The following is a 23,176-nucleotide window of genomic DNA, read 5'->3' as shown; positions in this document are numbered from 1 at the left end:
GGTGCCGCGGGCGGCGCCGGCGGCACCGCCGGGCGACTCTACGGCAGCTCCGGATCGGATGGATTGAGCTACCTCGACTCTTCGCCTACCAAATAGTTCGTCAGTAGGTCGAGTGGGGCACTGGTGTAGGCAAATTCGGATTGCGAAAACTCTCTCGACCAAAACCCAGCAGTCAGAGACAGCGGATTGTCGTGGGCAATCGCAAAACTGGTCGCCACCGTGCGCCCTCAACCCAACAAAGGCACCTGCGCGGACTGCCGAAGCCGGAAATAGGTCGAGGTCGCCAACTCGGCGCACATGACGTGGGGGTTGGCCGTCGCCGCTCGCCGGCAATCTCGACATCGGCAGGTCCTCAAGCGTGCTATTCACCGAAATCGCTTCGGCCGCAGCCGTATCGACGACGCGGCGGATCAGCACAGACCGCTAGGGATGCCCCTGGCTGGAGCGGTTTCCTGGCCGGGCATCGCCTGCGGGTAGGGCACCCGGTAGGGAGGGTTCAAGCGAAAAGCCCCCGTTACGGCTCCGACACCGAGGCCGCATTGCGCCAGTTCCGGCAGCACCCGTCGGGATTGGTTCAGCGTGGGTGGCGACGGGTTGGGTGGGACGGCGAAGTTGAATGCCGACGCCATGTCGCCGGTCACGCTGCGGCGCCATGCGGTGAGGTTGGGCACCGGCACGCCGAACCGCTTCTCGATCAAGCGAAGTTGTGAGGTGTGGTCGAAGACGTCGTGGACCATCAGCCCGCCGCGGCTTAACGGTGAAATCACCAGGCAGGGAACGCGAAAACCCAGGCCGATCGGTCCGCGGATGCCGCCGGAAGCGGGTACCTTGCCGATGTGGGGCACCGTAAGGTATTCGCCGGCTGTTCCCGGCGGAGCTGTCGGTGGCACGACATGGTCGAAGAAGCCGCCGTTTTCGTCATAGCTGACTATCAGCGCGGTCTTTTCCCAGACTGCCGGATTGGACAACAAGATTCGCAGCGTATCCGCGATCACTACGGCACCGCCCGCGTCCGGCATCGCCGGATGTTCGGACACAAGGATATTTGGAACCAGCCAGGAGACCTGCGGCAGCCGGTTGGCCCTGACGTCGGCGGCGAAGTCCCACGGATAGCGCGGGACGGCGCCGAAGCGAGCCAGGTCCGACCGCGGGTCCGCGGCCTGTTTGAACCATTGCACGATCTCGCCGTAACCCACGTAGGTGTTGATCGCGGGCCCTAATGACTTGTCGCTGTACACCTTCCAGCTGATGCCGGCATCGCTGAGGTTCTGCGGCATGATGCGCCAGCTGTAGGCACCGATCGGCGCGGTATTAGCGGTCTCCACCGATGGCCCACCGTCGGTGCCGGCGGGGTCGATCCAGGCGCTCAGCCAATACAACCGGTTGGGAGAGGTAGGGCCCAGCACCGAGCAGAAGTAGTGGTCACACACGGTGAAGGTGTCGGCCAGCAGGTAATGCATCGGGATGTCTTGACGGGTGTGATAGCCCATTGCCGCCGGTGTGTTGGCCGGCGAGCGGGTCCGCGCCTGCGCCGGCAGCCAGTTGTCGTTCGCGCCGCCGTTCCACGACTGGTGCATCGTGACCCAATCATGGTCGGGGTCGTTGATGCACGCGCCGTTGAGCAAAGGCGCCCTGGTGCTGTCGAAGCGAAACGGGAGGGTGGTGCCGGTGGGGTCCAGCGACTGCGTCCGCGGGTCCCAGCCCTTTTGCTGGAACAGCGGCGAGGCGGTATCGAATCCGTCGATACCGGAAAGTGTTCCGTAGTAGTGATCGAAGGATCTGTTTTCTTGCATCAACAGCACGATGTGCTCGATGTCGGTCAAATGCCCCGAGCACGGCCCGGCCCCGTAAGCCTTTTCGATCACCGGTCCGGTTAACGATATGAGAGAGGCGGCACTGGTGGTGGCGGCGGCTCTAGCAAAAAACTCGCGGCGCGACATTGTGTCAACCGGGTTTCCACCCATCACAACGTCCTTCCGCACAGTTGGGCGAACTGTATCTTTGCGGCGGCGATCTGCTGTGACATGTCGGCGGGCGTGTCGTGGCGAATGCGTTTGGGGCGCTGAGGCGCAAATCTGCCGGGCCGCGAAAGGCGGCATGCCGGCAATTGGATGACTGCCTAATCGGCTGAGTTCGCGACGAAAAACCGGGCGGCCTTGCGGATGGAATCTTCCACCGGTTCCGGTGTCCAGCCCAGTTCGTGTTCGGCTTTGCTGTGATCCAGCGGCGACATCAGTTCTGCCATGCGCGCTCCGACGTAGGCGAAGCGAAGGTCGCGACGCAGCAGGCGGGCGGCCAGATCGTTGAGGCGCGCCGCGGTACGCATGACCGGCATCGGGATCGGGATGTGCGGCGGGCGGATGCCCACCGCGCGGGCCGCGATCTCGTGGATTTCCCGGGTGCTCAGATAACGATCGGAAATGATGTAGCGCTCGCCGACGCGGCCGCGGTCGGCCGCCAGAAGCATGGCGCTGGCGGCGTCTTCGATACCGACCACCTCGGCGGAGAAGCCGAGGTAGAACGGGAACCGTCCGGTGGCCACGCGCGCGATGAGCGAACCATGCGGGGTCGGGGCCCAGTCGCCGGGACCGTAAGTGGTCGAGATACACATCGCGACCGCCGGTAACCCCTTCTCGCGCACGTAGTGCATGACCAGGTTCTCCGCGGCCACCCGGGATTCGATGTAGGCGCCGCCGTCGTTCCAGTTGTGCGGATCCTCCTCGGTAACGGGCCGCTGGTCGCTGATTGCCAATGTGCCGGTGCTGCTGGTGAAGACGAACTTGCGCAACTGTGCGTCGAGGGCCGCGTCGAGCACATGCCGCAGCCCGTCGACATTGGTGCGGAACAACGGAGTGGGGTCGCGCAGCCACATCCGGGCATCCACCACGCAGTAGTAGACGACGTCGCAGCCGGCCATGGCGACTCGCAGCGCGGCGTCGTCGAAGATGTCGCCGTAACAGCGTTCGACTTTGCCAGTCTGCAACAAGTCGTCGATGCCCTTGGTGACACTGGTGCGCCGCACCATGACCCGCACGTCCTGCCCTGCTGCGACGAGTTGGCGGGTGACATGTGAGCCCAGGAAACCGCTCGCCCCGATGACTAGTTTGGTGGTTCCGGCCATCGCCGCCTCAGAAGGTGGTGGGTGCCAGCGCGTCACGGCCGAGCCGCCTCGCCAGCGAGGCCGCCGCGTCCCGCAGCCGAGGCGAAATACGCACGGAGGAAAGAGGATTGAAGATATCCTCGCGCAGCCGGGTCAGCGTCGAGGACTTGATCAGCCAACTGCCGTCGAGCTTCCCGTAGGTTTCGTGGTAGTGACCGCGCCCGTTGAGATTGACGCCCGGGCACAACCGCACCACGTCCTCGAGCGCCCAGATCCCGGTCGCGGTCGTCGGCGACGTCAGCGTGATTTCGGGGGCGTGCACCTGATGCACCGTGGGTCGCGACGGCTTGCCCAGCGCGTGGCGCACGTAGGACACGAACTCGTCGGCACCGCGGATCACCATCCCGCCCGACTGCGAGGTGTCGCTGACGAAGTCGTCGGTGAACAGCTGCCGCCAGTCATCCCAGCGCTTGGTGTCCAGGTATCGGCAGTATCGGGCCTTGAGTTGCTTGATCGCCTCGATCTCCCACAGTGTCGTTGCGATGGCGGACATCCTAGCTCCTCATGCACCTCATAGCCCGATTTCGAGATTACTGATTCCGTATCAGAGAATGGTATTCTCGCATGATAGCGACGACAGGAGGCGGCCCGAATGCTGTTGGAGTTCGATGCCGATCAGCGCTTGTGGCAGGACACCGTGCGCGATGTCGTCGCCAAGCAGTGCCCGCCGTCGCTGGTGCGCGCGGTGGCTGAGGACGGCGTCGACACCAGCCCGCTATGGAAGGTGTATGTCGACCTCGGCTGGACGGAGCTCAACGAGCCGGCCGGCGCCGTGGAGCTGGCGATCGTGTTGGAGGAGTTGGGGCATGCCACCGATCCCACCCCCTTCCTGGCGACGATGAGCCAGTTCGCCCCGCTGGCCGTGGACCACTTCGACCCGCACCAGTCGGGTACCGCCGTGTACAGCGGGGTAACCGCCCGCCGGGACGCCGACGGATGGGTGCTCGACGGTACGGCACGCCACGTTCTCGACGGCGATCGCGCCGACCGCTTGGCGGTGGTGACCGACGCCGGGGTGTTCATCGTGGACGCCCGTCAGGTCTCGGCCCGTCGTGAGTCTGTGTTCGACCCGGTGCTGCATATCGCCGACCTGTCCTTCGATCGGGTTCGAGTACCCGACGCTGTCCGGGTATCCGTGGACCGGGAACGCGCGCGCCACGTTGCGCTGACCGGTATGGCCATCACGATGGTCGGCGCCTGCCAGCGCATCCTGGATCTGGTGCTCGACCACGTGCGCAGCCGTCACCAATTCGGGGTGCCGATCGGGTCGTTTCAGGCGGTGCAGCACAAGGCCGCCGACATGCACGTCGCGGTGCAACGGGCCCGAGCGCTGGCCTACTTCGCCGCGCTGACCATCGCCGCCGACGACTCGCGGCGGCGGCTGGCCGCCGCCATGGCCAAGGCCAGCGCGGGGGAGTGTCAGTCGCTGGTGTTCCGCCACGGCTTACAGCTGCACGGCGCAATGGGATTCACCTGGGAGAACGATCTGCAATTCGCGCTCAAGCGGGCCAAGGCCGGCGAACTGATGCTCGGCGATGCGGCCGAACATCGGGCCCAGATTGCGCAGGAGTACCGTGCAGCTGACTTTTGATCCCGACGTCGAGGCGTTCCGGGCGCAGTTCGTGGCCTTCCTCGACGAAAACCTGCCTCCGGCAAGCGAAACCGGCGAGCGGCCGCGTTCGGTCTCGCATCTGCCGGCCTGGGCGCGCCGCTGGCAGCGGTTGCTCTTCGACAACGGCTGGCTGCTGCCCGGCCAGCCGCCGGAGTTCGGGGGGCGCAACGCGACGGTGGTTCAGCAGTTCGTGCACCTCGAGGAACTGTGCCGCCGGCGGATCTATCACAGTTTCAACCCGCAGGGCGTGAATATCGTTGCCGCGTCGCTGTTGTCATTCGGCACCGCGGAGCAGAAACACCGCTGGGCGGTGCCGATCCTGCGCGCCGAGATCACCGCGTCGCTGGGGATGAGCGAGCCCAGCGCCGGGTCCGACCTGGCGTCGCTGCGCACCCGGGCGGTGTTGGATGGTGACCACTTCGTGGTCAACGGGCAGAAGGTGTGGACCTCCGGGGCCCACGACGCCGACGTGTTGCTGACGTTCGTGCGCACCGACCCGGATGCGCCAAAACACCAGGGCATCAGCGCATTACTGATCCCGACCGATACCCCGGGTGTGGTGCGCCGGCCGTTTCCGTCCATCTGCTCGGCCGACGACCTGGATTTCAACGAGGTGTTCTTCACCGATGTGTCGGTGCCGGCGGAAAACCTGGTGGGTCCGCTCAACCAGGGCTGGCGGGTGGCCAATGGCTCCCTGGGGCATGAGCGCACCATGATGTGGCTGGGTTTCGCCGATCGGCTGGACAATCTGCTGGCCGACTTTAGTCCCGGCACGGAACTCGAACGCGACCGCTACGCCACCATGGTGATGGACAACCAGGCGCTGCGCCTATTGGGCTCGGTGGCGCTGGCCCGCGCCGCTCGCGGCGAGGATGACACCGCCGCCATCTCGGTGCTCAAGTTGCTGGGTTCGGAGGCCGAACTGCAAGCGTGCGAGCATGCCCTGTCGGCCGCCGGCTCCGACGGGCTGGTGCACCCCGCGCTGACCGGTCCGTATGCGCCGATGAACCTGGATCACTATTTCGCCAGCTGGTTCGAGCGTTACGCCCGCAGCTTTTCCGGGACCATCGCCGGAGGCACGTCGGAAATCCAACGCAACATCATCGCCCAGCGAGTGCTGGGCTTACCCCGCGGCTAGCGTCTTTTGCCGAGCAGACACACAATCGCATGAATTCTGGCGCTGCAATGCGATTCTGCGGCTGCTCGCCGAAGCAGCGGCTCACCAAATGACCGCAGCCTCGTTGCGTTCGGTGACCGGTCTGGCGAGTTCCTGCTCCTCACAGATGCGTTGCAGCTTGTCGAGAGTTTCGTCAAGGCCCGCACCTATCCTGCGGCCGGGCGTGAAAGTGGCCGGTAGCTTGCGCATCCCCTGGATGACCCCGATGGTCTCGTAGTGGACGGTGCCCCCAGAGTCGCAACGGTAGTCCGGCATCCGGTCGAGGACCGCGGTCAGCATCGACTTGAACACGGTGCGCGCCACGTTGGATCCGATGCAACGATGCACACCGATCCCGAAGCTGAAGTGCCGGTTGCCTTTACGATCAAGAATGACCTTGTCGGCGTCGGCGAACACCGCCGGGTCGCGGTTGGCCATCGCCCACGAAATCCACAGCCGCTCACCCTCTTTGAAATGCAGCCCGTCCAGTTCGACGTCGTCGGCGAATGTCCGGCCGTCGCCGGGAGCGGGGGTGAAGTAGCGCAGAAATTCCTCGGTTGCCGAGTCGAGCAGGGTGTCGCGTTGCCTGCTGAGCAGCTGCCGCTGTTCGGGGTTTTCCGAAAGCCATTCCAGCGCATGGGCGGTCAGCGCTGTGGTGGTGTCGAAGCCGCCACCGATGAGCAATCCGAGATTGCCCAGTATTTCCAGATTGGGAGCGGGCTGGCCGTCGATGCGCATCTCGAGCAGGGCGTTGACCACCCCGGGCCGCGGATGGTTGCGAATCTCGACCATGTTGTTGACCAGGTCGAGCCCCATCTGCCGGTGCATCTCGGTAACCCGCTGGATGTCCGGCGAGTGCTCCGGGGTATACACCGCGGCGTGGGTCGGCTCGCTGTACATCTTCCAGTTCTGCACCGGAATACCCATGAGCGCCAAGGTCAGAACGGCGGGCACGACGTTGGCCAGATCGTCGACGAAGTCGATGCTGCCGTGTTCGATCCTCTGGTCGAGGCAGGCGCGGGTTACGTCGTCGACGAACGGCACCCAGCGCTTGACGGCGGCCGGCGACAGATACGGGTTGAGCACGTTGCGGTAGCTGCGGTGCTCGGGGTCGTCCATCTCCAGGATGCCGCCGCGCACACCGTTGATCCGGCTGGCGGTCGGAATCGAAATGCCCTGGTAGCCACGGCGTTCGTGGTTGACATCGTGATCGTTGGAGACGGCGGGACAGCGGGCGAGCTCGAACACTTCGTGGCTGCCGGCGGCGACCCAGTGCCCGCCGTAGGTGTCGCTCCACGCCATCGGGCACCTGGCGTGCATCTCCTCGGTGATCGCCTGGAACCGTGACCGGTACTCCGCGGAGTGCCGGTCGAAGTGGTACCGGTGTTTCTCGCGGTCAGCGACGCTCAACCCGCTGTCTCCCTTTACCCGTGTTACCCGTCGGTGATGACGATGGCCTGCTCCGGACACGATCGCGCGGCTTCACACACCTGGTCCTGCTGGTCGGCCGGTACCACTTCGCTGACCGCCGACGAGGTGCCGTCGATGTCGCTGAGCCGGAAGGAGTCGGGGGCGATCATGGAGCACAGGGTGTGGCCCTGGCAGCGTTCGGGGTCAACCCAGACCTTCACGATGCCTTCCTTCCCGGCTCAGGTGTTCCGGCCGCCGTTGACGCCCAGGAGCTGGCCGGTGATGTAGCCGGCTTCCTCGGACACCAGAAAGGCGCAGGCCGCCGCGATGTCTTCGGGCCTACCCATCCGCCGCACCGGGGTTCGCGCGATGCTCTCTTCGATGTCACCGAGAAACCCTTGTTCGGCGGCCCTGCGCAGCATCGGGGTATCGATGAACCCGGGCGGTATGGCGTTGACGGTGATGCCGCTGGGCCCGTACTCGAGCGCCAGCGTTTTGGTGAGCCCGTTGACCGCGGATTTGGCCGCGACGTAGTGCGCCATGTAGGGGGTGCCGGAATGTGTGCTCGACGACGAGATGTTGACGATCCGTCCCCACCCGGCCTCGACCATGTCGGGCAGCACCGCCTGAATGGTGTGGAAGACGCCGTTGAGGTTGACGTCGATCACCCGCTGCCAGTCCTCGAAGGTGATGTTGGCGAACCGCTTGAACCCGTCCAGGCCGGCGGCGTTGACCAGAATCGTGACCGGTCCCAGTCGGTCGCGGATCGCCGACAGCGCGGCATCGACCTGCGGGCGGTCCGTCACGTCGGCGGTGTAGGCGAGCTCGGCGTCACTGGGCTTGAGGTCGACGGTGGCCACGTCGATACCGTCGGATCGCAGTCGACGGGCGATCGCCAGCCCGATGCCCGACGCGCCGCCGGTGACGACGGCGGTCTTCATGCCCACAACCTCTCAACCATCAAGAATCTCCCTTACAATTATGAGAACCCTACTCTCGCGGTCGAGCGACCCGCAAGCCGGCCACGAAACCGCTTCCTGCCTGCGCCGAATGCTGCGATCGGGTTACCGCTGGGCGATTGCTTAGCACCACGGCAGGTCGGTCCGATCACGGTGCATTCTTGAACTCTCATGCGGCGAATGTAAGATTCGCGAAGGATGAGAATGAAATTACCGTGACCGTCAGCGCACCGAGGGGGCCGCAATGCCGACGCAGCAGACCGCGGGAACCATCGCCGAGGGGCGAACGGCCGACGGGCCGAGTCAGTCACCGGCTGACCGGCGGCTATTGATCGACGGCCGGCTGCTCACCACCGATACCACCTTCGCCTCCATCAACCCCGCCACGGGTGCGATTGTGGGGTATGCGCCCGACGCCGGCGTTGCGGAAGCCCAGGCAGCGGTCGCGGCGGCCCGGCGTGCCTTCGACACCACCACCTGGTCGACCGACGTCGAGTTGCGCACGAGTTGTCTCGACCAACTCCATCAGGCATTGCTCGACCATGCCGCAGAGTTGCGGGAGCTGACGATCGCCGAGGTCGGCGCCACCCGCGCCCTGACCCATGCAGCGCAGCTCGACGAGCCGATCGGCATCGTGCGCTATTACGCCGACCTGCTGCGCGGCTATCAGTTCTCCGAAGAACTCGGCGACACCGAATCGCGGGGGATGCGCCATCACCGCTGGGTGGAGAAGGAAGCCGCCGGCGTGGTCGCGGCGATCATCGCCTACAACTATCCCAACCAGCTCGCGCTGGCCAAGCTGGCTCCGGCGCTGGCCGCCGGCTGCACCGTCGTGCTCAAGGGCGCGCCGGACACCCCGCTGGTCACGCTAGCGCTGGGCGAGGTGATTGCCGAATGCACCGACATCCCGGCCGGCGTGGTGAACGTGCTGAGTTCCCCTGATGTCGCCGTCGGAGAGCTGTTGACCACCAGTCCCGACGTCGACGTGGTCACCTTCACCGGCTCAACGGCGGTCGGGCGGCGGATCATGGCGGCGGCCAGTGGGACCGTCAAGCGGGTCTTTCTGGAGTTGGGCGGCAAGTCCGCGGTGATCATGCTCGATGACGCCGACTTCGCCAACGCGGCCATGTTCGCGGCGTTCAGCATGGTCACCCACGCCGGCCAGGGCTGCGCACTCACATCGCGGCTATTAGTGCCCCGACAGCACCACGACGAGATCGTGGAACTCATCGCGCAGAACTTCGCCAAGGTGCGCCACGGCGACCCGGCCGACCCGAAAACCTACCTGGGACCGCTGATCAACGACCGCCAGCGGGACAAGGTCGACGGCATGGTGCGGCGCGCCATCGCCGCCGGCGCGACCCTGGTCACCGGGGGCAAGCGCCTGGACCCCGGCTACTTTTACGCACCGACACTGCTCACCAACGTCGACCCGGACAGCGAGATCGCCCAGGAGGAGGTGTTCGGTCCGGTGCTCGTCGTGATCGGGTTCGATGACGATGATGACGCCGTGCGGATCGCCAACAACTCGATCTACGGCTTGGCCGGTGCGGTCTTCAGCCGCGACCAGGATCGCGCGCTGGCGGTGGCCCGCCGGATCCGCACCGGATCGTTTTCCATCAACGGCGGCAACTACTTCGGCGCCGACAGCCCGTTCGGCGGCTTCAAGCAGTCCGGGGTCGGCCGCGAGATGGGGGTCGCTGGACTGGAAGAGTTCTTGGAACTCAAGACTTTTGCCGTTCCGGTCGGAGCGGCGCCGGGGGCGCGCGGATGAACCCTCTCGAAGGTATCCGCGTCCTGGAGGTCGCCATGTACGGCTTCGTCCCGTCGGCCGGCGCGGTGCTCGCCGAATGGGGAGCCGACGTCGTCAAAGTCGAGCACGCGGTGACCGGCGACCCGCAGCGCGGCCTGCGGCAGACCGGCATGCTGCGGGTGGAGGGCGACCCCAACCCCAACATCGAGCACGCCAACCGCGGCAAACGCAGTATCGGCCTGGACATGTCGGTGCCCGAGGGCAAAGACGTGCTCTACGAACTGGCCCGGCGCTCCGACGTATTCCTCACCAGCTTCCTGCCCGACGCACGGCAGAAGTTCGGCATCGACGTCGACGACATTCGGGCGGTGAACCCGTCGATCATCTACGCCCGCGGCAGCGCGCTCGGCCCGCGCGGCGAGGAAGCGACCAAAGGCGGCTACGACATGACCGCCTTCTGGTGCCGGGCCGGAACCGCTGCCACCGTTACTCCGATGGGTTATGCGGGGATGATCAATCCGCCCGGCCCGGCCTATGGCGACACCATCTCCGGCACCAACCTCGCCGGCGGCATCGCGGCGGCGTTGCTCAAGCGCGAGCGCAGCGGAGAACCGTCCGTCGTCGACGTATCGTTACTGGGCAGCGGATTCTGGTCGCTGGGCCACACCGTGGCCTTGACAAGACATTTGGGTCAGCGAATGCAGGCGCCGCCACCCGGTGTGCACGGCGCGCCCAACAACCCTCTGGTGGGGCTGTATCCGACATCGGATAGTCGCTACATCTCGTTCGTGATGATGCAGCCCACCAAGTTCTGGGCCGACGTGTGCCGCCACATCGACCGGCCCGAATTGGCCGACGATCCGCGCTTCGCGACCGTCGAGACCATCGCCGCGAATACCGCCGATGCCGTCGAGATCTTGACCAAAGTGATCGCAACCCGCACGCTTGCCGAGTGGAGCGAACGCTTTGCGACGCTCGCGGGACCATGGGCGCCGGTGCAGGACACCCTGCAAGCGGCCGACGACGCGCAAATCCGGGCGAACGAGTATCTGGTGCGCGCCGGCCAACTCGAGCTGGTCGCCAACCCGGTGCAATTCGACGTCACCGCGCCCCATACCGGGCCGGCGCCCGGATTCGCCGAGCAGACCGACGAGATCTTGTTGGAACTCGGCCTGGACTGGGATCGCATCATCGAACTGAAAACGGCCGGCGCCGTCACCTGAGATCCGGATGAGACCCGAGCCCGCAATGCCGAATGCCGCCGTTGTCGAAGCCCTCGCAGCCGATCGGCCCTGCCGGATAATGGTTACCGGTTTTCGGTTACACCTGGGCGCGGCATGAGCCATAATCGCCACAGGCTGCAAGACGTGGGGGCTGGGCCGGGCCGGCATTGCTTGCAAGCGCCAACTCACGCGACGGAACGGAGGACTGGCGTGAGGGCGGTAGCCGCTCTTCACGGCGAACCCATGCCCTCTGGGGGGCAACCGATGATCGTCGCTGCCCGAGTCAGCTTGTCGTGCAGCCTGATTGGCCACACAACTGGCCGGATAGCGCGAGAATGGCCGGGGGCCGATGGCCGGTAGGGGAGCAGACCGCTGGTCACCGGGCATCACGTTTGGGCGCGGGTCCAAACCCATGCAGGCGGTCGGGGGGCTGTTCGCGATGTCGGCGGACGCCATCAAGTTCGTGTTCCGGCGGCCCTTCCAGTGGCGGGAGTTCCTGGAGCAGTCGTGGTTCGTCGCGCGCGTCTCGATGGCGCCGACGTTGTTGGTGGCCATCCCCTTCACCGTCCTGGTCAGCTTCACCCTCAACATCCTGCTGCGGGAACTGGGCGCGGCCGATTTGTCCGGTGCGGGGGCCGCTTTCGGTGCGGTCACCCAAGTCGGTCCGCTGGTGACCGTGTTGATCGTCGCCGGCGCGGGCGCGACGGCGATGTGCGCAGACCTCGGTTCGCGAACGATCCGTGAGGAGATCGACGCGATGGAGGTCCTGGGTATCAACCCCGTGCAGCGCTTGGTGACCCCGCGCATGCTGGCCTCGGGCTTGGTCGCGCTGTTGTTGAACAGTCTGGTCGTCATCATCGGCATCCTGGGCGGCTATGTCTTTTCGGTGTTCGTCCAAGATGTCAACCCCGGTGCGTTCGCCGCGGGCATCACCTTGTTGACCGGGGTGCCCGAGGTGATCATTTCCTGTGTCAAGGCAGCGCTTTTCGGCCTGATCGCCGGTCTGGTTGCGTGCTACCGGGGGCTCACGGTATCCGGCGGGGGCGCCAAAGCCGTCGGAAACGCCGTCAACGAGACCGTGGTGTACGCGTTCATGTCGTTGTTCGTCGTGAACGTTGTTGTCACCGCTATCGGCATCCGGATGTCAACTAAATAACGCAGGGGGAGGCCTAGGGACACGCTGTGACACTGCGAGCAGCCTATCCGCGACTGACGCGACAACTCCAGAAACCGGTCGGCACGTTGAGCCGCATCGGCGATCACACGTTGTTCTACGGCAAGGCGCTGGCCGGCGCTCCGTTCGCTGCCACCCACTACCGGCGGGAAATCGTTCGTCTTGTCGCCGAAATCAGCATGGGCGCGGGAACTTTGGCGATGATCGGCGGGACCCTGGTGATCGTCGGCTTCTTGACGCTGGCCGCGGGAGGAACACTAGCGGTCCAGGGCTACAGCTCGCTGGGCAACATCGGCATCGAAGCGCTGACCGGATTCCTGGCCGCCTTCATCAATGTCCGCATTTCGGCGCCGGTAGTGGCGGGAATCGGGCTGGCCGCCACCTTCGGCGCGGGCGTGACCGCCCAGCTGGGCGCGATGCGGATCAACGAAGAGATCGATGCGCTGGAATCGATGGCGATCCGCCCGATTTCATATCTGGTCAGCACCAGGATTGTCGCCGGGATGCTCGCGATCACCCCGCTGTATTCGATCGCGGTGATCCTGTCCTTCCTCGCCAGCCAATTTGTCACCGTGGTCTTGTTCGGCCAATCGGGTGGCCTCTATCAGCACTACTTCACGACGTTCCTGAATCCGATCGACCTGTTGTGGTCGTTCCTGCAGGCGGTGCTGATGGCACTGACTATCTTGTTGATCCATACCTATTTTGGTTATTTCGCCTCGGGCGGACCGGCCGGTGTCGGGGTTGCGACCGGTAACGCGGTGCGCACCTCGCTGGTCGTGGTCGTCTCGGTGACACTGCTGGTGTCGCTGTCCATTTACGGCTCCAACGGCAACTTCCACTTGTCGGGCTAGGGGATACGACAGTGACGAAGAACCTCGGGCCGGGACCGCTTCACCGTTCGGAAACCGCCAGCGCCGCAAGACCTGTCGCGGCATCACCCGGCCGGCACTTCGGTGTGCGGTCCTACGTCCGCCCCGTGGCGGGTTTGGCAACCGTCGTCGTGGTGTCCGGCATCGCCGCCGTGGCGGTGGGTTTGTTCCAGGGCTCTTTCACCGACACCGTGCCGGTGACCGTGGTTTCGCCGCGAGCCGGCCTGGTGATGAACCCCGACGCCAAGGTGAAGATGCGCGGGGTGGAGGTGGGCAAGGTCGCCTCGATCGAATCCCGGCCGGACGGCAAAGCGGTGCTGCAGCTGGCCATGCAACCGTCGCAGATGCATCTCATCCCGTCCAATGTTCTTGTCGACATCGCGTCGACGACCGTCTTCGGCGCGAAGTTCGTCGAGCTGGTGCCGCCGGAAAATCCGTCGCCGCGGCCGCTGCGCGCCGGTGACGTGCTCGAAGGCCAGCACGTCACCGTCGAAATCAACACGGTATTCCAGCAACTCACCTCCGTGCTGAACTCCATCGATCCCGCGAAACTGAACGAGACCCTGGGCGCCATCGCGTCGGCGGTGAACGGCCGCGGCCACGAGATCGGCCAGATGCTGTCCGATCTCGATCACTTCCTGGCCACCCAGGACCCGAGTCTTCCCGCGCTGCGCCACGATCTCGAGATGCTGCCGGCGGTGAGCAATGCCTATGCCGACGCCTCCCAAGACCTGGTCACCACGGCCGACAACGCCATCCGGATCAGCAAGACGATTGTCGACGAGCAACGAAACCTGGACGCCTTCTTGATCAGCTCGATCGGTCTGGCCGATATGGGCAACGACGTGATAGGCGGCAACCGGCAAGCGCTCACCGATGTCCTGCATCTGCTGGTGCCGACCACCAATCTGACCAACGAATACCACCAAGCGCTGTATTGCGGTCTGGCCGGGTCATTGGTGAATCTGCACGCGCCGCCGCTGCCCACCCCCGGCGTGCTGGTGTTGGTCGGTTTCGAGTGGGGCGCCGAACGATATCGGTACCCGGTCAACTTGCCGAAGGTGGCCGCAACCGGTGGCCCGCAGTGCTGGGACCTTCCGGTGGTGCCCTTTGACGTGGCTCCGCCGTTCGTGGTCGCCGACGTGGGCGCCAACCCCTGGCAGTACGGAAACCCGCACCTGCTGCTGAATTCGGATGCCCTCAAACAGCTGCTGTACGGGCCGCTCGACGGGCCGCCGCGCAACACCATGCAGATCGGGCAGCCCGGATGAGCAGCTCACGCCCGATGATCATCAAGTTCGGCATCTTCGCCGTGATCATGACGGTGCTCACGGTGTTCTTGTTCTTCATTTTCGGTCAATACCGCACCGGTTCGACGCATGGTTATTCCGCTGTCTTCAACGATGTCTCGCGACTCAAGGCCGGACAGACAGTACGCGTCGCGGGCATCCGGGTGGGCACCGTCAACAGCGTCACGCTGCTGCCCGACAAAAGGGTGCGGGTGAAGTTCGACGCCGATCGCAGCGTCGTGCTCACCACCGGCACCCGGGCCGTCGTCCGCTACCTCAACCTGGTCGGCGACCGCTATCTCGAGCTCGTCGACGGTCCCGGATCCACCAAGGTGCTGCCCGCCGGCGGCGAGATTCCGCTCGACCGGACGGCGCCCGCGCTCGACCTCGATCTGCTGCTGGGTGGCCTGAAACCGGTTATCCAGGGCCTGAATCCGCAAGACGTCAACGCGCTCACCGCGTCGCTGGTACAGGTGTTCCAGGGCGAGGGCGGCACCCTGCAGTCATTGCTGTCGAAAACGTCGTCGTTCTCAACCACGTTGGCCGACAACAACGAAACTGTCCAGCAATTGATCGACAACCTCAACACGGTGGTCGCCACGCTGGACAAGGACGGCGACAAATTCTCCACCGCGCTGGATCGGCTGCAGCGGCTCGTCACCGCGTTTTCCGACGACCGCAATACCATCGGCACCGCGATCGACGCCCTGGACCGCGGAACCGCGTCGATCGCGGATCTGCTCACCCGGGCCCGGCCACCGCTGGCCGGCACGGTGGATCAGCTCAACCGGTTGGCGCCGCTGCTTGACGAGGATAAGGACAAGATCGACGTCTCGTTGGCGAAGCTGCCCAACAACTACCGCAAGCTGGTGCGGCTGGGCTCCTACGGCGCCTGGATTCCGTACTACCTCTGCGAGCTGAGCCTTCGCGTCTCCGACCTGCAGTACCGGACCGTGGTATCGCCCATCTACCGCCAGGAAGCCGGGCGGTGCGCGGAGCCCGATGAGGGAGACCGATGAACAAGTACCGCGGCGCCGGTCTCGTTCGGGCCGGATTCATCGGCATCGTGCTGGTGATCATGATCATCGCGGTCGGACTGTCACCCGAGCAGCTGATCCAGCGGGCCATCGCAGTCAGATACCAGGCGGTGTTCTCCGAAGCCGGTGGCCTGGCCCAGGGCAACGACGTGACGATATCGGGGATGAAGGTCGGCTCGGTCTCGGATGTGGCCTTGCACAACGGCGATGCCCTGGTGACCTTCACCATCAACGGGTCGGTGCTCCTCGGGTCGGACACCACCGCACACATCAGGACGGGGTCGTTGCTGGGCCAGCGAGTGCTCACCCTGGAATCGGCGGGCAGCGGCAAGCTGCATCCCATGGACGTGATACCGATTTCACGCACATCCTCGCCGTACTCGCTCAGCGAAGCCCTCAGCGATCTCACGACCGATGTCGCCGGCACCAATACCGATACGCTCAACCAGTCGCTGGACACGCTCTCGACAACGCTTGACCAGATCGCCCCGCAATTGGGGCCGGCCTTCGACGGGGTGACCCGGCTGTCGCAAACCCTCAACGGCCGCAACAAGTCACTGCGCGACCTCTTACAAGGCGCCGCCGATGTCACCAAGATCCTTTCGCAACGCAGCGCGCAGGTGAACACGCTGATCCTCGACGCCAACAGCCTGCTGTCCGTGCTGGTGGCCCGCCGGCAGGAGATCGTGCAACTGCTGGCCAACACCTCCGCGGTGGCCAAACAGCTGACCGGATTGGTGCACGACAACGAAAGCACGTTGGCGCCGACGTTGACCAGGCTGAATTCGGTGATCGCGATGCTGGAGAAGAACCGCGACAATCTCTCGCAGGCGCTGCCGGGCCTGGCCAAGTATCAGCTCACCCAGGGCGAGGCCATCTCCAACGGGTTCTACTACACCGCTTTTGTCCCGAACTTCTTGGTAATGGAGATCTTTCAGCCGTTCTTCGACTATTTCTTCGGCTTCCGAGCCTACGGAGCGCCCGGTCAGCCACCGGACACCGCCGGCCCGCGAGCACTGATCCCGTTCCCCTCCAACGCCATTCCACCGTGCCCGGACTGCCGGGTGCCCGGACTTCCGCCCTTCCCCGGGGGGTCGTGATGATCACCCGCACCATGCTTCGGGCCGGGCTGGCGATCATGTTGGTAGCGCTGGTCGTCGTCGGCGCCGCTGTGGCCGTGCGCAATACGTTCTTCCGCCCGAAGACGATCACCGCCTACTTCACCAAGACCACCGCGATCTACCCGGGCGACGACGTGCGGGTCTCGGGGATCAAGGTTGGCACCATCACCGCCATCCATCCGGAGGGCACCACGGCCAAGATGGTCATGCACGTCGATCACGACGTCCCCATTCCGGCGGACGCCAAGGCGGTGATCGTCGCGCAAAACCTGGTCGCCGCCCGCTACGTCCAACTCACCCCGGCCTACCGGTCCAGCGGTCCCACCATGCTCGACGGCGCCGTGATACCGCGCGAGCGGACCGCGATACCGGTCGAGTGGGACGAGGTCAAAGACCAATTAATGCGTCTGGCAACGGAATTGGGACCCAACAGCAAAGTCTCGACGCCCTCGGTGGCGCGCTTCATCGACAGCGCCGCCAACGCGCTGGGCGGCAACGGCGACAAGCTTCGGCAGACCCTGGCCGAACTGTCCGGGGTGGGGCGGATTTTGGCCGACGGCAGCGGCAACATCGTCGACATCATCAAGAATCTGCAGATCTTCGTCAAGGTCCTTCGCGACAGCAACCAGCAACTGGTGGTGTTCAACAACCAGCTGGCCACGCTGACCAGCGTGCTCGACGACAATAAATCCGACTTGGACGCCGCGCTCACCGATTTGGCCGGCGCCGTCGGTGAGGTGCAACGGTTCATCGCGCAAACCCGTGACCCGACCTCGGAGCAGATTGCGCGATTGGCCGACCTGACCCAGATCCTGATCGACAACAAGATGGCTCTCAAGAACATCCTGCATGTCACGCCGAACGCACTGGCCAACGCCTACAACGACTACGAACCCGACATGGGGGCGATCCGCGGCGCATTCACGGTCAACAACACGGCCAATTCGGTGAACCTGTACTGCTCGCAACTCGGGGCCATCGAGAACGTCACCGCCGTCGAGTCCGGCAAGCTGTGCGGCCTGTATCTGAGTCCGGCACTGCGAGTGTTCAACCCGCTGTTGCTGTTCAACTGGAACTATCTGCCTATTCCGATCAACCCGATCCTGGCGTCGTCAGCCGACCCGCAAAACATCGTCTACACCGAGCCGCGGCTGGCGCCCGGTGGCGAGGGCCCCAAGCCCGGACCCCCCGAGCTGCCACCGGCGGTATCGGCCTATACCGGGCTGCCCGGCGATACGCCGGACTATCCGCCCCCGCCCGGACCGCCGGCACGGATACCGGGCGCGGCGATGCCGGAGCCGCCGGCGCCCACCCACCCGGGCGAGTCGCCGCCGCCGTCGCCGGCGCCGATACCCGGCCTGCTCCCAGCCGAAGGAACGCAGCCGTGACCGCCCGGGTGTTGGCCCGTCGGGTGCTGGCCCTGGGTGCGGCGGTCATGCTGAGTGTGACCGGATGCGCATTCAACGGTCTGAACTCGCTGCCGCTGCCGGGCGCGGTCGGACGTGGCTCGGGCGCCGACATCTACCACGTCGAGATCGCCAATGTCGGTACCATGGAGTCGAATTCGCCGGTGATGGTCAACGACGTCGTGGTGGGCAGCATCGGCAGGATGCGCGTGACGGGCTGGCACGCCGACGTCGAGATCTCGGTGAAGCACGGTGTGGTGATACCCGCCAACGTGATTGCCAGTGTCGGTCAGACGAGTCTGCTGGGATCCATGCACCTGGAACTCAATCCGCCGCCCGGAAAACAGGGCGAAGGGACGTTGCAACCGGCGGCCGAATGCGCCCGGCTGCACCTCGCCCAGCCGCCCTGCGCCACCGTCCCGCTGGACAAGTCGTCGACGTATCCGTCTACGGAACAGACGTTGTCGTCATTGTCGGTCGTGATCAACTCGGGCGGCTTCACCCAAATCGGCGACATCGTGCACAATTTCAACGCGGCCTTGTCCGGCCGGGCAACCGATGTTCGTGACCTGATCGATCGCCTCGACCGATTCGTGGGAACACTCGACCAACAGCGTGGCAACATCGTCGCGTCGATCCAGGCACTGAACCGGCTTGCCGGCACGTTCGCCAGCCAGCGCGACATCATCACCCAGGCGCTCTACAAGGTGCCGCCCGCCCTGGACGTTCTGATCCGCGAGCGGCCGCGGATCACGGCCGCGTTGGACAGACTCAGGGTGTTCAGCGACACTGCCACCCGGCTGGTCAACGATGCGGGCAGCGATCTGGTGACGAATCTGAAAAACCTTGAGCCGACCATCAGTGCGCTTGCCGACGTCGGGCCGGAGCTCGACGACGCCCTCGCCTACGCGCCGACGTACCCGTTCACCCAGAACCTCATCGACCGAGCCATCCGCGGTGACTTCGTCAACGGGTTTTTCGTTCTCGACCTGACGAACGCCCGGCTGCGCAAGGGGCTGTTGCTGGGCACCCATTGGGGACGGTTGGGCGCGGAGCTGGTGCCGGCGCCCGGGGATCCGCAGTACCTGCAGTACCAGTACACGCCCGACCCGCGGAATCCGTCGGCTCCAGGACCGGTGGCGCCACCGGTCGGTGCGCCGTTGACGCCGACGGCGGCGCCGGGGCCCGCAACGGCGGTGCCGTTGCCGTTGCCGCCGCCGGGCGCGCCGCCGCCGGTGCCGCCACCACCGCGGCCGCAGCTGGGCCCGGCGACACCAGAATTCGGCCCGCAGGTGCCGGGCACGCCGCCGACCGCCACGCAGCCACCGGATGGGGGCTCGTAAATGCTGACCCGCTTCGTCCGAATCCAGCTGGCGATTTTCACGATCGTGGGCATCGTCGGTGTGGCCGTCATGGTGTTGATGTACATCCAGGCGCCGACGCTGCTCGGCATCGGGCGGATTACGGTCACCCTGGAAGTGCCCGCGGCCGGCGGCCTCTACCGGTTCAGCAACGTGACCTACCGCGGGGTGCAGGTCGGCAAGGTGACCGCGGTGGGGCTGACGTCGCACTGTAGTGAGCCCAAACGCAGTCCGTGCACGAATGCCACGCTGTCGCTTGGCTCTTCGCCGAAAATCCCGGCGGACCTGGAAGCCGACGTGCGCAGCATCTCAGCGGTCGGCGAGCAGTACGTGGATCTGCGGCCGCGCACCGACTCGCCGCCGTACCTGCACAACGGATCGGTGATCCCGATGAGCCAGGCCACCATTCCGCAGCCGATCGGCCCCGTTCTGGATCAGACCAGTGCGTTGATCGACAGCATCCCCAAGGACAAGCTCGTCGCGTTGCTCGACGAGGCATTCAAGGGATTCAACGGGGCGGGCTACGATTTCGGATCGTTGTTCGACTCGGCGGCAAAGGTTTCCGGTGACCTCAACGGGATCGCCGACCGGACCCGAACCCTCACCGAGGACACCGGGCCGGTTCTGGACTCGCAAGCGCACACCACCGACGCGATCCGGCTGTGGGCGCGCAGCCTAGCCGGCGTCTCCAGCCAACTGGTGACCAACGACCCGCAGGTCCGCACCCTGCTGGAGCAAGGCCCCGGCGCATTTGACGAGGCGTCTCGACTGCTCGAGCAGATCAAGCCGACGCTGCCGGTGCTCCTGGCCAACCTGACCACCGTCGGCCAGATCGCGGTGACCTACCACGCGTCACTCGAGCAGGTACTGGTGTTGCTGCCGCCGTTCGTTGCCGCGATCCAATCGTTCGTCGGCACCAAAAACCCGACGGGCTACGCCCAGGGCGACTTCGCGGCTCTGGTCGACGATCCGCCCGGCTGCACGGTCGGGTTCCTACCGCCGAGCCAATGGCGCTCGCCGGCCGACACCACGACGATCGATACCCCGGACGGGTTGTACTGCAAGCTGCCGCAGGACTCACCGATTTCGGTTCGCGGTGCCCGGAACTACCCGTGCATCGAGCACCCGGGCAAGCGCGCGCCGACGGTCGAAATCTGTGATAGCGACCAGCCTTTCGAGCCATTGGCGATGCGCCAGCACGTCTTCGGCACCTATCCGCTGGATCCGAACCTGCTCGCGCAGGGTATCCCGCCCGATGACCGGGTCAACTTCTACCGCGACCGGATTTTCGGACCGGTGGAGGGTACCCCGCTGCCACCGGGATCGCCCGGGCCGCGGGGAACGCCGCCGGGACCGCCGAACTCGCCGGTGCCGCTGGGGCAACCGCCGATACCGCCGGGATCGTCGGTACCGCCACCGGCCAACCTGCAGCCGCCGGCGCCGGTGGACCTGACACCCGTCGCGCCGATGGACGTTCCGGACGGCGCCCCCCCGGCGCCGGCTGGCGGGCCGCAGGCCGCACCAAGTGCCCTTGGCCACAATGGTTCTCGAGTGAGCCCGGGTTTGGCGGTAGCGCAGTACGACCCGCGCACCGGTCGCTACGTCGGTCCGGACGGTCAGCTGTATCGGCAGGCAGACCTGGTCAAGGCTCCCAAGACCTGGAGGGATCTGCTCCTGGCGGCGTGATTCGGGCGTCGCGGTCAGATCTTGTCGAGCCGGAACGGCATCATGACGACGAGCCACTTGTTGACACCGCATGCGCCACTGGGCCCGACGGTCTGGTCCTTGCCCGCATATGTCGACGAGCCGGCCTGGATAGTGCCGTCCGGCCCTGCCGGATAGAAGGTGAACGTTTGTACCCCGGTGAACGAGGTGCCATCGGGGCACGTTTCCCAGTTGGGCACCTCGTGTTTCACGGTCCACATCACCCCGTCATGCATGTAGAGCGGTGCGTTCCAGCCCCGGTCGCTGGTGACGTGGCCGGAGCAGTCCTGAGCCGTGCTACAGCTGGACGACACCGTCCACGTGCTACTGACGGTCGGTTCATCATGAAAAGATTGATTTGTCTTGGCCCATTCACCGACCGATGTGGCGCGGTAGGTTCCGTTGATGGCGAGACCGTCCGTGGAGGCCCGGGCCGGCGGTGCGGCGCTCGAGCCGCCAATCACCGTGGTAGCTACCAATATTGCGCTTGCGACAGTGCCCATTGACCGCATCACGTGCTCCTCGACGCGCTAGCGCCACTTCCCACTTGAGACAGTAACACCGGGGCCGCCGCGTGGGCGAGGGCTTTGCCGCGAAGCGCGCGGCCGTCACAGCGAGTCAAGCTTGGCGATTAGCCAGGATCCGTTGACCTTGGTCAGCGTTACCCGAACGCTGCTGGTGGTTTTCACCGGTTCGGGTTTGTCCTTGCTGGTGGTCTTCAGACTGATAAACACAAGTACGACAGCTGAATCCGGATGCAACTCCGCCGCGGCGGCTCGAATGACGCGGGCGTTGGTGGTGATCTGGCCGCGCTGGGCCGCCGGCGCCACGATCTGCTCGGTGAACCGTTCGTAGTAGCTCTGATAGTCGCCGGTGAGCCGCGATCTCGCGTTGTCGAAATCCCGGCTCAGGCTGTCGGGCGAGTACGACAGGAGCGCCACCGTGCCCTCGGAGGCCGCTCTGATCGCGTCCCGCGCCGCCGCGTCGTCGGTCTGTCGATCCGCGCGGTAGCCGAGGTAGAAGAATCCGGCGGCGAAGCCCGTCGTGGCAATGACCAACAGCCCTAACAGAATTGGACGCCACCAGGTCAGGCATTGGCGGATCCGGCGGCCTGCCGGGCTCACGGCAGCGCCTCGACCTTCGCCACTTTGAGCTGTCCGCCGTCTCGTTGCACCGTCATGACGATCCGCCAGGACCGCGGCGGCAGTTTGGTCTGGTCCGGATTGGCCTCGGGATTAGCGACTTCGGCTTTGGCCGCCACCAGGACCACCGCGGAATCGTCGGTCATCGACTGGACGGCGACGCCTTGCACGGTCACCTTGGTGCTGACCCTGGATTGCTCGACCGACTGGACCAGGTCGTCGGCGGCGATCAGCATCCCGCCTTTGAACGCGCCGGTGGTGTTATCGATGATGCGTTGTACATCCTGTCTGGCCTTGGTGGCGTCGATCGACATCAGAATGATGGCGCCCTGCCGCGCCGCGGCCGCGAACTCGGCGGCGCGTTGCTGTTGGTGCACGACATTGCGGTGGTGCCACACCAGATAGCCGCTCGCGCCGAGGGAACTGCAGCTGATGACCGCCGCAGCCATCGCCGCCAGCCCCTTGCGTCCCGGACGGCGAAGCTGCCGCGGCCGCACTCGGAATCGGCGCCGTGCCTTAGCGACTGCCTCGTCGACGGCCGTGTCCCCAGCCTCGTTGCCAGCCGTTGGCTGCCGGTCGCCGGCTATCGCGTCGGCCTTTTCGCTCAGGCGTGTCGCGCGTTCCCGGGCCGCGCGGGCCCTCGCTTCGGCCTGGGCGACGGCTTCTGCTGCCTGGGTTGGCGATTCGCCGTCGCGACCGTCGGATTCGAGGGCCTCAGATAGCCGGTCACGCGACGGCATCGTCACCTCCTGGCCACGCGCTGAGCGAGAGCAACAATTATCTATCACTCATCACAA

At 65.5% G+C, this 23,176-nt stretch carries 21 protein-coding genes; 12 read left to right on the top strand and 9 right to left on the bottom strand.

The window, feature by feature from the left end:
* Positions 1 to 410: 410 nt before the first annotated feature.
* From B4U45_RS09595 to B4U45_RS09585, 3 genes are all read right to left on the bottom strand, one after another.
* Entirely contained in the window at positions 411 to 1,964 is a 1,554-nt protein-coding gene (locus B4U45_RS09595) for a phospholipase C (protein WP_075548185.1), read from the bottom strand.
* Positions 1,965 to 2,119: 155 nt separating this feature from the next.
* Positions 2,120 to 3,121 (bottom strand): NAD-dependent epimerase/dehydratase family protein, encoded by a 1,002-nt coding sequence (locus B4U45_RS09590; protein ID WP_075548184.1) that lies wholly within the window; start codon positions 3,119 to 3,121, stop codon positions 2,120 to 2,122.
* Between the two features lie 7 nt (positions 3,122 to 3,128).
* A complete protein-coding gene (locus B4U45_RS09585) occupies positions 3,129 to 3,653 on the bottom strand; it encodes a nuclear transport factor 2 family protein (protein ID WP_075548183.1) in 525 nt (174 codons plus the stop codon).
* A gap of 99 nt (positions 3,654 to 3,752) precedes the next feature.
* On the opposite strand from B4U45_RS09585, the gene B4U45_RS09580 reads away from it, so the two are divergent.
* Positions 3,753 to 4,751, top strand: coding sequence for an acyl-CoA dehydrogenase family protein (locus tag B4U45_RS09580; protein ID WP_083155934.1), 999 nt, complete (start codon positions 3,753 to 3,755; stop codon positions 4,749 to 4,751).
* Positions 4,735 to 5,910 (top strand): acyl-CoA dehydrogenase family protein, encoded by a 1,176-nt coding sequence (locus B4U45_RS09575; protein ID WP_075548181.1) that lies wholly within the window; start codon positions 4,735 to 4,737, stop codon positions 5,908 to 5,910. The genes B4U45_RS09580 and B4U45_RS09575 overlap by 17 nt, the downstream gene beginning before the upstream one ends.
* A gap of 81 nt (positions 5,911 to 5,991) precedes the next feature.
* Here the strand turns inward: B4U45_RS09575 and B4U45_RS09570 are convergent, their stop codons facing one another.
* The 3 genes from B4U45_RS09570 to B4U45_RS09560 all read right to left on the bottom strand — a co-directional run bounded on the left by B4U45_RS09570 (position 5,992) and on the right by B4U45_RS09560 (position 8,279).
* The gene (locus B4U45_RS09570) at positions 5,992 to 7,248 is read right to left on the bottom strand and encodes a cytochrome P450 (protein ID WP_371687262.1); all 1,257 of its coding nucleotides are present in this window, start codon (positions 7,246 to 7,248) and stop codon (positions 5,992 to 5,994) included.
* Positions 7,249 to 7,361: 113 nt separating this feature from the next.
* On the bottom strand, positions 7,362 to 7,559 hold the full coding sequence (locus B4U45_RS09565; protein ID WP_075548179.1) for a ferredoxin: 198 nt from the start codon (positions 7,557 to 7,559) through the stop codon (positions 7,362 to 7,364).
* An 18-nt stretch (positions 7,560 to 7,577) separates the two neighbouring features.
* The gene (locus tag B4U45_RS09560) at positions 7,578 to 8,279 is read right to left on the bottom strand and encodes an SDR family NAD(P)-dependent oxidoreductase (protein ID WP_075548178.1); all 702 of its coding nucleotides are present in this window, start codon (positions 8,277 to 8,279) and stop codon (positions 7,578 to 7,580) included.
* 262 nt (positions 8,280 to 8,541) lie between these two features.
* Between B4U45_RS09560 and B4U45_RS09555 the strand changes: the two genes are divergently transcribed.
* From B4U45_RS09555 to B4U45_RS09510, 10 genes are all read left to right on the top strand, one after another.
* A complete protein-coding gene (locus B4U45_RS09555) occupies positions 8,542 to 10,071 on the top strand; it encodes an aldehyde dehydrogenase family protein (RefSeq protein WP_075548177.1) in 1,530 nt (509 codons plus the stop codon).
* Entirely contained in the window at positions 10,068 to 11,273 is a 1,206-nt protein-coding gene (locus B4U45_RS09550) for a CaiB/BaiF CoA transferase family protein (RefSeq protein ID WP_075548176.1), read from the top strand. Before B4U45_RS09555 ends, B4U45_RS09550 begins: the two co-directional genes overlap by 4 nt.
* Positions 11,274 to 11,622: 349 nt before the next feature.
* Entirely contained in the window at positions 11,623 to 12,429 is an 807-nt protein-coding gene (locus B4U45_RS09545) for an MlaE family ABC transporter permease (protein ID WP_075548175.1), read from the top strand.
* 26 nt (positions 12,430 to 12,455) lie between these two features.
* Positions 12,456 to 13,301, top strand: coding sequence for an ABC transporter permease (locus tag B4U45_RS09540; RefSeq protein ID WP_023367609.1), 846 nt, complete (start codon positions 12,456 to 12,458; stop codon positions 13,299 to 13,301).
* An 11-nt stretch (positions 13,302 to 13,312) separates the two neighbouring features.
* A complete protein-coding gene (locus tag B4U45_RS09535; RefSeq protein WP_082275524.1) occupies positions 13,313 to 14,590 on the top strand; it encodes an MCE family protein in 1,278 nt (425 codons plus the stop codon).
* Entirely contained in the window at positions 14,587 to 15,627 is a 1,041-nt protein-coding gene (locus B4U45_RS09530; RefSeq protein ID WP_075548174.1) for an MCE family protein, read from the top strand. The genes B4U45_RS09535 and B4U45_RS09530 overlap by 4 nt, the downstream gene beginning before the upstream one ends.
* Positions 15,624 to 16,745: an MCE family protein gene (locus B4U45_RS09525; RefSeq protein WP_075548173.1), complete on the top strand. Its 1,122-nt coding sequence runs from the start codon at positions 15,624 to 15,626 to the stop codon at positions 16,743 to 16,745. Before B4U45_RS09530 ends, B4U45_RS09525 begins: the two co-directional genes overlap by 4 nt.
* Complete coding sequence (locus tag B4U45_RS09520) at positions 16,745 to 18,154, top strand: MCE family protein (protein WP_082275527.1); 1,410 nt, start codon at positions 16,745 to 16,747, stop codon at positions 18,152 to 18,154. The genes B4U45_RS09525 and B4U45_RS09520 overlap by 1 nt, the downstream gene beginning before the upstream one ends.
* A complete protein-coding gene (locus tag B4U45_RS09515) occupies positions 18,151 to 19,515 on the top strand; it encodes an MCE family protein (protein ID WP_082275523.1) in 1,365 nt (454 codons plus the stop codon). Before B4U45_RS09520 ends, B4U45_RS09515 begins: the two co-directional genes overlap by 4 nt.
* The gene (locus B4U45_RS09510) at positions 19,516 to 21,219 is read left to right on the top strand and encodes an MCE family protein (protein WP_075548172.1); all 1,704 of its coding nucleotides are present in this window, start codon (positions 19,516 to 19,518) and stop codon (positions 21,217 to 21,219) included.
* Positions 21,220 to 21,233: 14 nt separating this feature from the next.
* Here B4U45_RS09510 and B4U45_RS09505 read toward each other — a convergent pair whose 3' ends face one another.
* From B4U45_RS09505 to B4U45_RS09495, 3 genes are all read right to left on the bottom strand, one after another.
* On the bottom strand, positions 21,234 to 21,749 hold the full coding sequence (locus B4U45_RS09505; protein ID WP_075548171.1) for an Rv2253/PknI dimerization domain-containing protein: 516 nt from the start codon (positions 21,747 to 21,749) through the stop codon (positions 21,234 to 21,236).
* Positions 21,750 to 21,845: 96 nt separating this feature from the next.
* On the bottom strand, positions 21,846 to 22,361 hold the full coding sequence (locus tag B4U45_RS09500; protein ID WP_075548170.1) for a twin-arginine translocation pathway signal: 516 nt from the start codon (positions 22,359 to 22,361) through the stop codon (positions 21,846 to 21,848).
* Entirely contained in the window at positions 22,358 to 23,119 is a 762-nt protein-coding gene (locus B4U45_RS09495; RefSeq protein ID WP_075548204.1) for a hypothetical protein, read from the bottom strand. The genes B4U45_RS09500 and B4U45_RS09495 overlap by 4 nt, the downstream gene beginning before the upstream one ends.
* Positions 23,120 to 23,176 lie beyond the last annotated feature (57 nt).

It is taken from the genome of Mycobacterium persicum (assembly GCF_002086915.1).
In the GTDB taxonomy this organism is placed as follows: domain Bacteria; phylum Actinomycetota; class Actinomycetes; order Mycobacteriales; family Mycobacteriaceae; genus Mycobacterium; species Mycobacterium persicum.
Note: the sequence above shows the minus strand (reverse complement) of the source record. Positions and strands in the feature narration are given on the sequence as shown.

Excerpts from the sequence above, each read along its gene's own strand:
- B4U45_RS09595 (WP_075548185.1), bottom strand. The coding sequence starts at position 1,964 with ATGGGTGGAAACCCGGTTGACACAATGTCGCGCCGCGAGTTTTTTGCT.
- B4U45_RS09590 (WP_075548184.1), bottom strand. The coding sequence starts at position 3,121 with ATGGCCGGAACCACCAAACTAGTCATCGGGGCGAGCGGTTTCCTGGGC.
- B4U45_RS09585 (WP_075548183.1), bottom strand. The coding sequence starts at position 3,653 with ATGTCCGCCATCGCAACGACACTGTGGGAGATCGAGGCGATCAAGCAA.
- B4U45_RS09580 (WP_083155934.1), top strand. The coding sequence starts at position 3,753 with ATGCTGTTGGAGTTCGATGCCGATCAGCGCTTGTGGCAGGACACCGTG.
- B4U45_RS09570 (WP_371687262.1), bottom strand. The coding sequence starts at position 7,248 with ATGCACGCCAGGTGCCCGATGGCGTGGAGCGACACCTACGGCGGGCAC.
- B4U45_RS09560 (WP_075548178.1), bottom strand. The coding sequence starts at position 8,279 with ATGAAGACCGCCGTCGTCACCGGCGGCGCGTCGGGCATCGGGCTGGCG.
- B4U45_RS09555 (WP_075548177.1), top strand. The coding sequence starts at position 8,542 with ATGCCGACGCAGCAGACCGCGGGAACCATCGCCGAGGGGCGAACGGCC.
- B4U45_RS09550 (WP_075548176.1), top strand. The coding sequence starts at position 10,068 with ATGAACCCTCTCGAAGGTATCCGCGTCCTGGAGGTCGCCATGTACGGC.
- B4U45_RS09545 (WP_075548175.1), top strand. The coding sequence starts at position 11,623 with ATGGCCGGTAGGGGAGCAGACCGCTGGTCACCGGGCATCACGTTTGGG.
- B4U45_RS09530 (WP_075548174.1), top strand. The coding sequence starts at position 14,587 with ATGAGCAGCTCACGCCCGATGATCATCAAGTTCGGCATCTTCGCCGTG.
- B4U45_RS09525 (WP_075548173.1), top strand. The coding sequence starts at position 15,624 with ATGAACAAGTACCGCGGCGCCGGTCTCGTTCGGGCCGGATTCATCGGC.
- B4U45_RS09520 (WP_082275527.1), top strand. The coding sequence starts at position 16,745 with ATGATCACCCGCACCATGCTTCGGGCCGGGCTGGCGATCATGTTGGTA.
- B4U45_RS09510 (WP_075548172.1), top strand. The coding sequence starts at position 19,516 with ATGCTGACCCGCTTCGTCCGAATCCAGCTGGCGATTTTCACGATCGTG.
- B4U45_RS09505 (WP_075548171.1), bottom strand. The coding sequence starts at position 21,749 with ATGCGGTCAATGGGCACTGTCGCAAGCGCAATATTGGTAGCTACCACG.
- B4U45_RS09495 (WP_075548204.1), bottom strand. The coding sequence starts at position 23,119 with ATGCCGTCGCGTGACCGGCTATCTGAGGCCCTCGAATCCGACGGTCGC.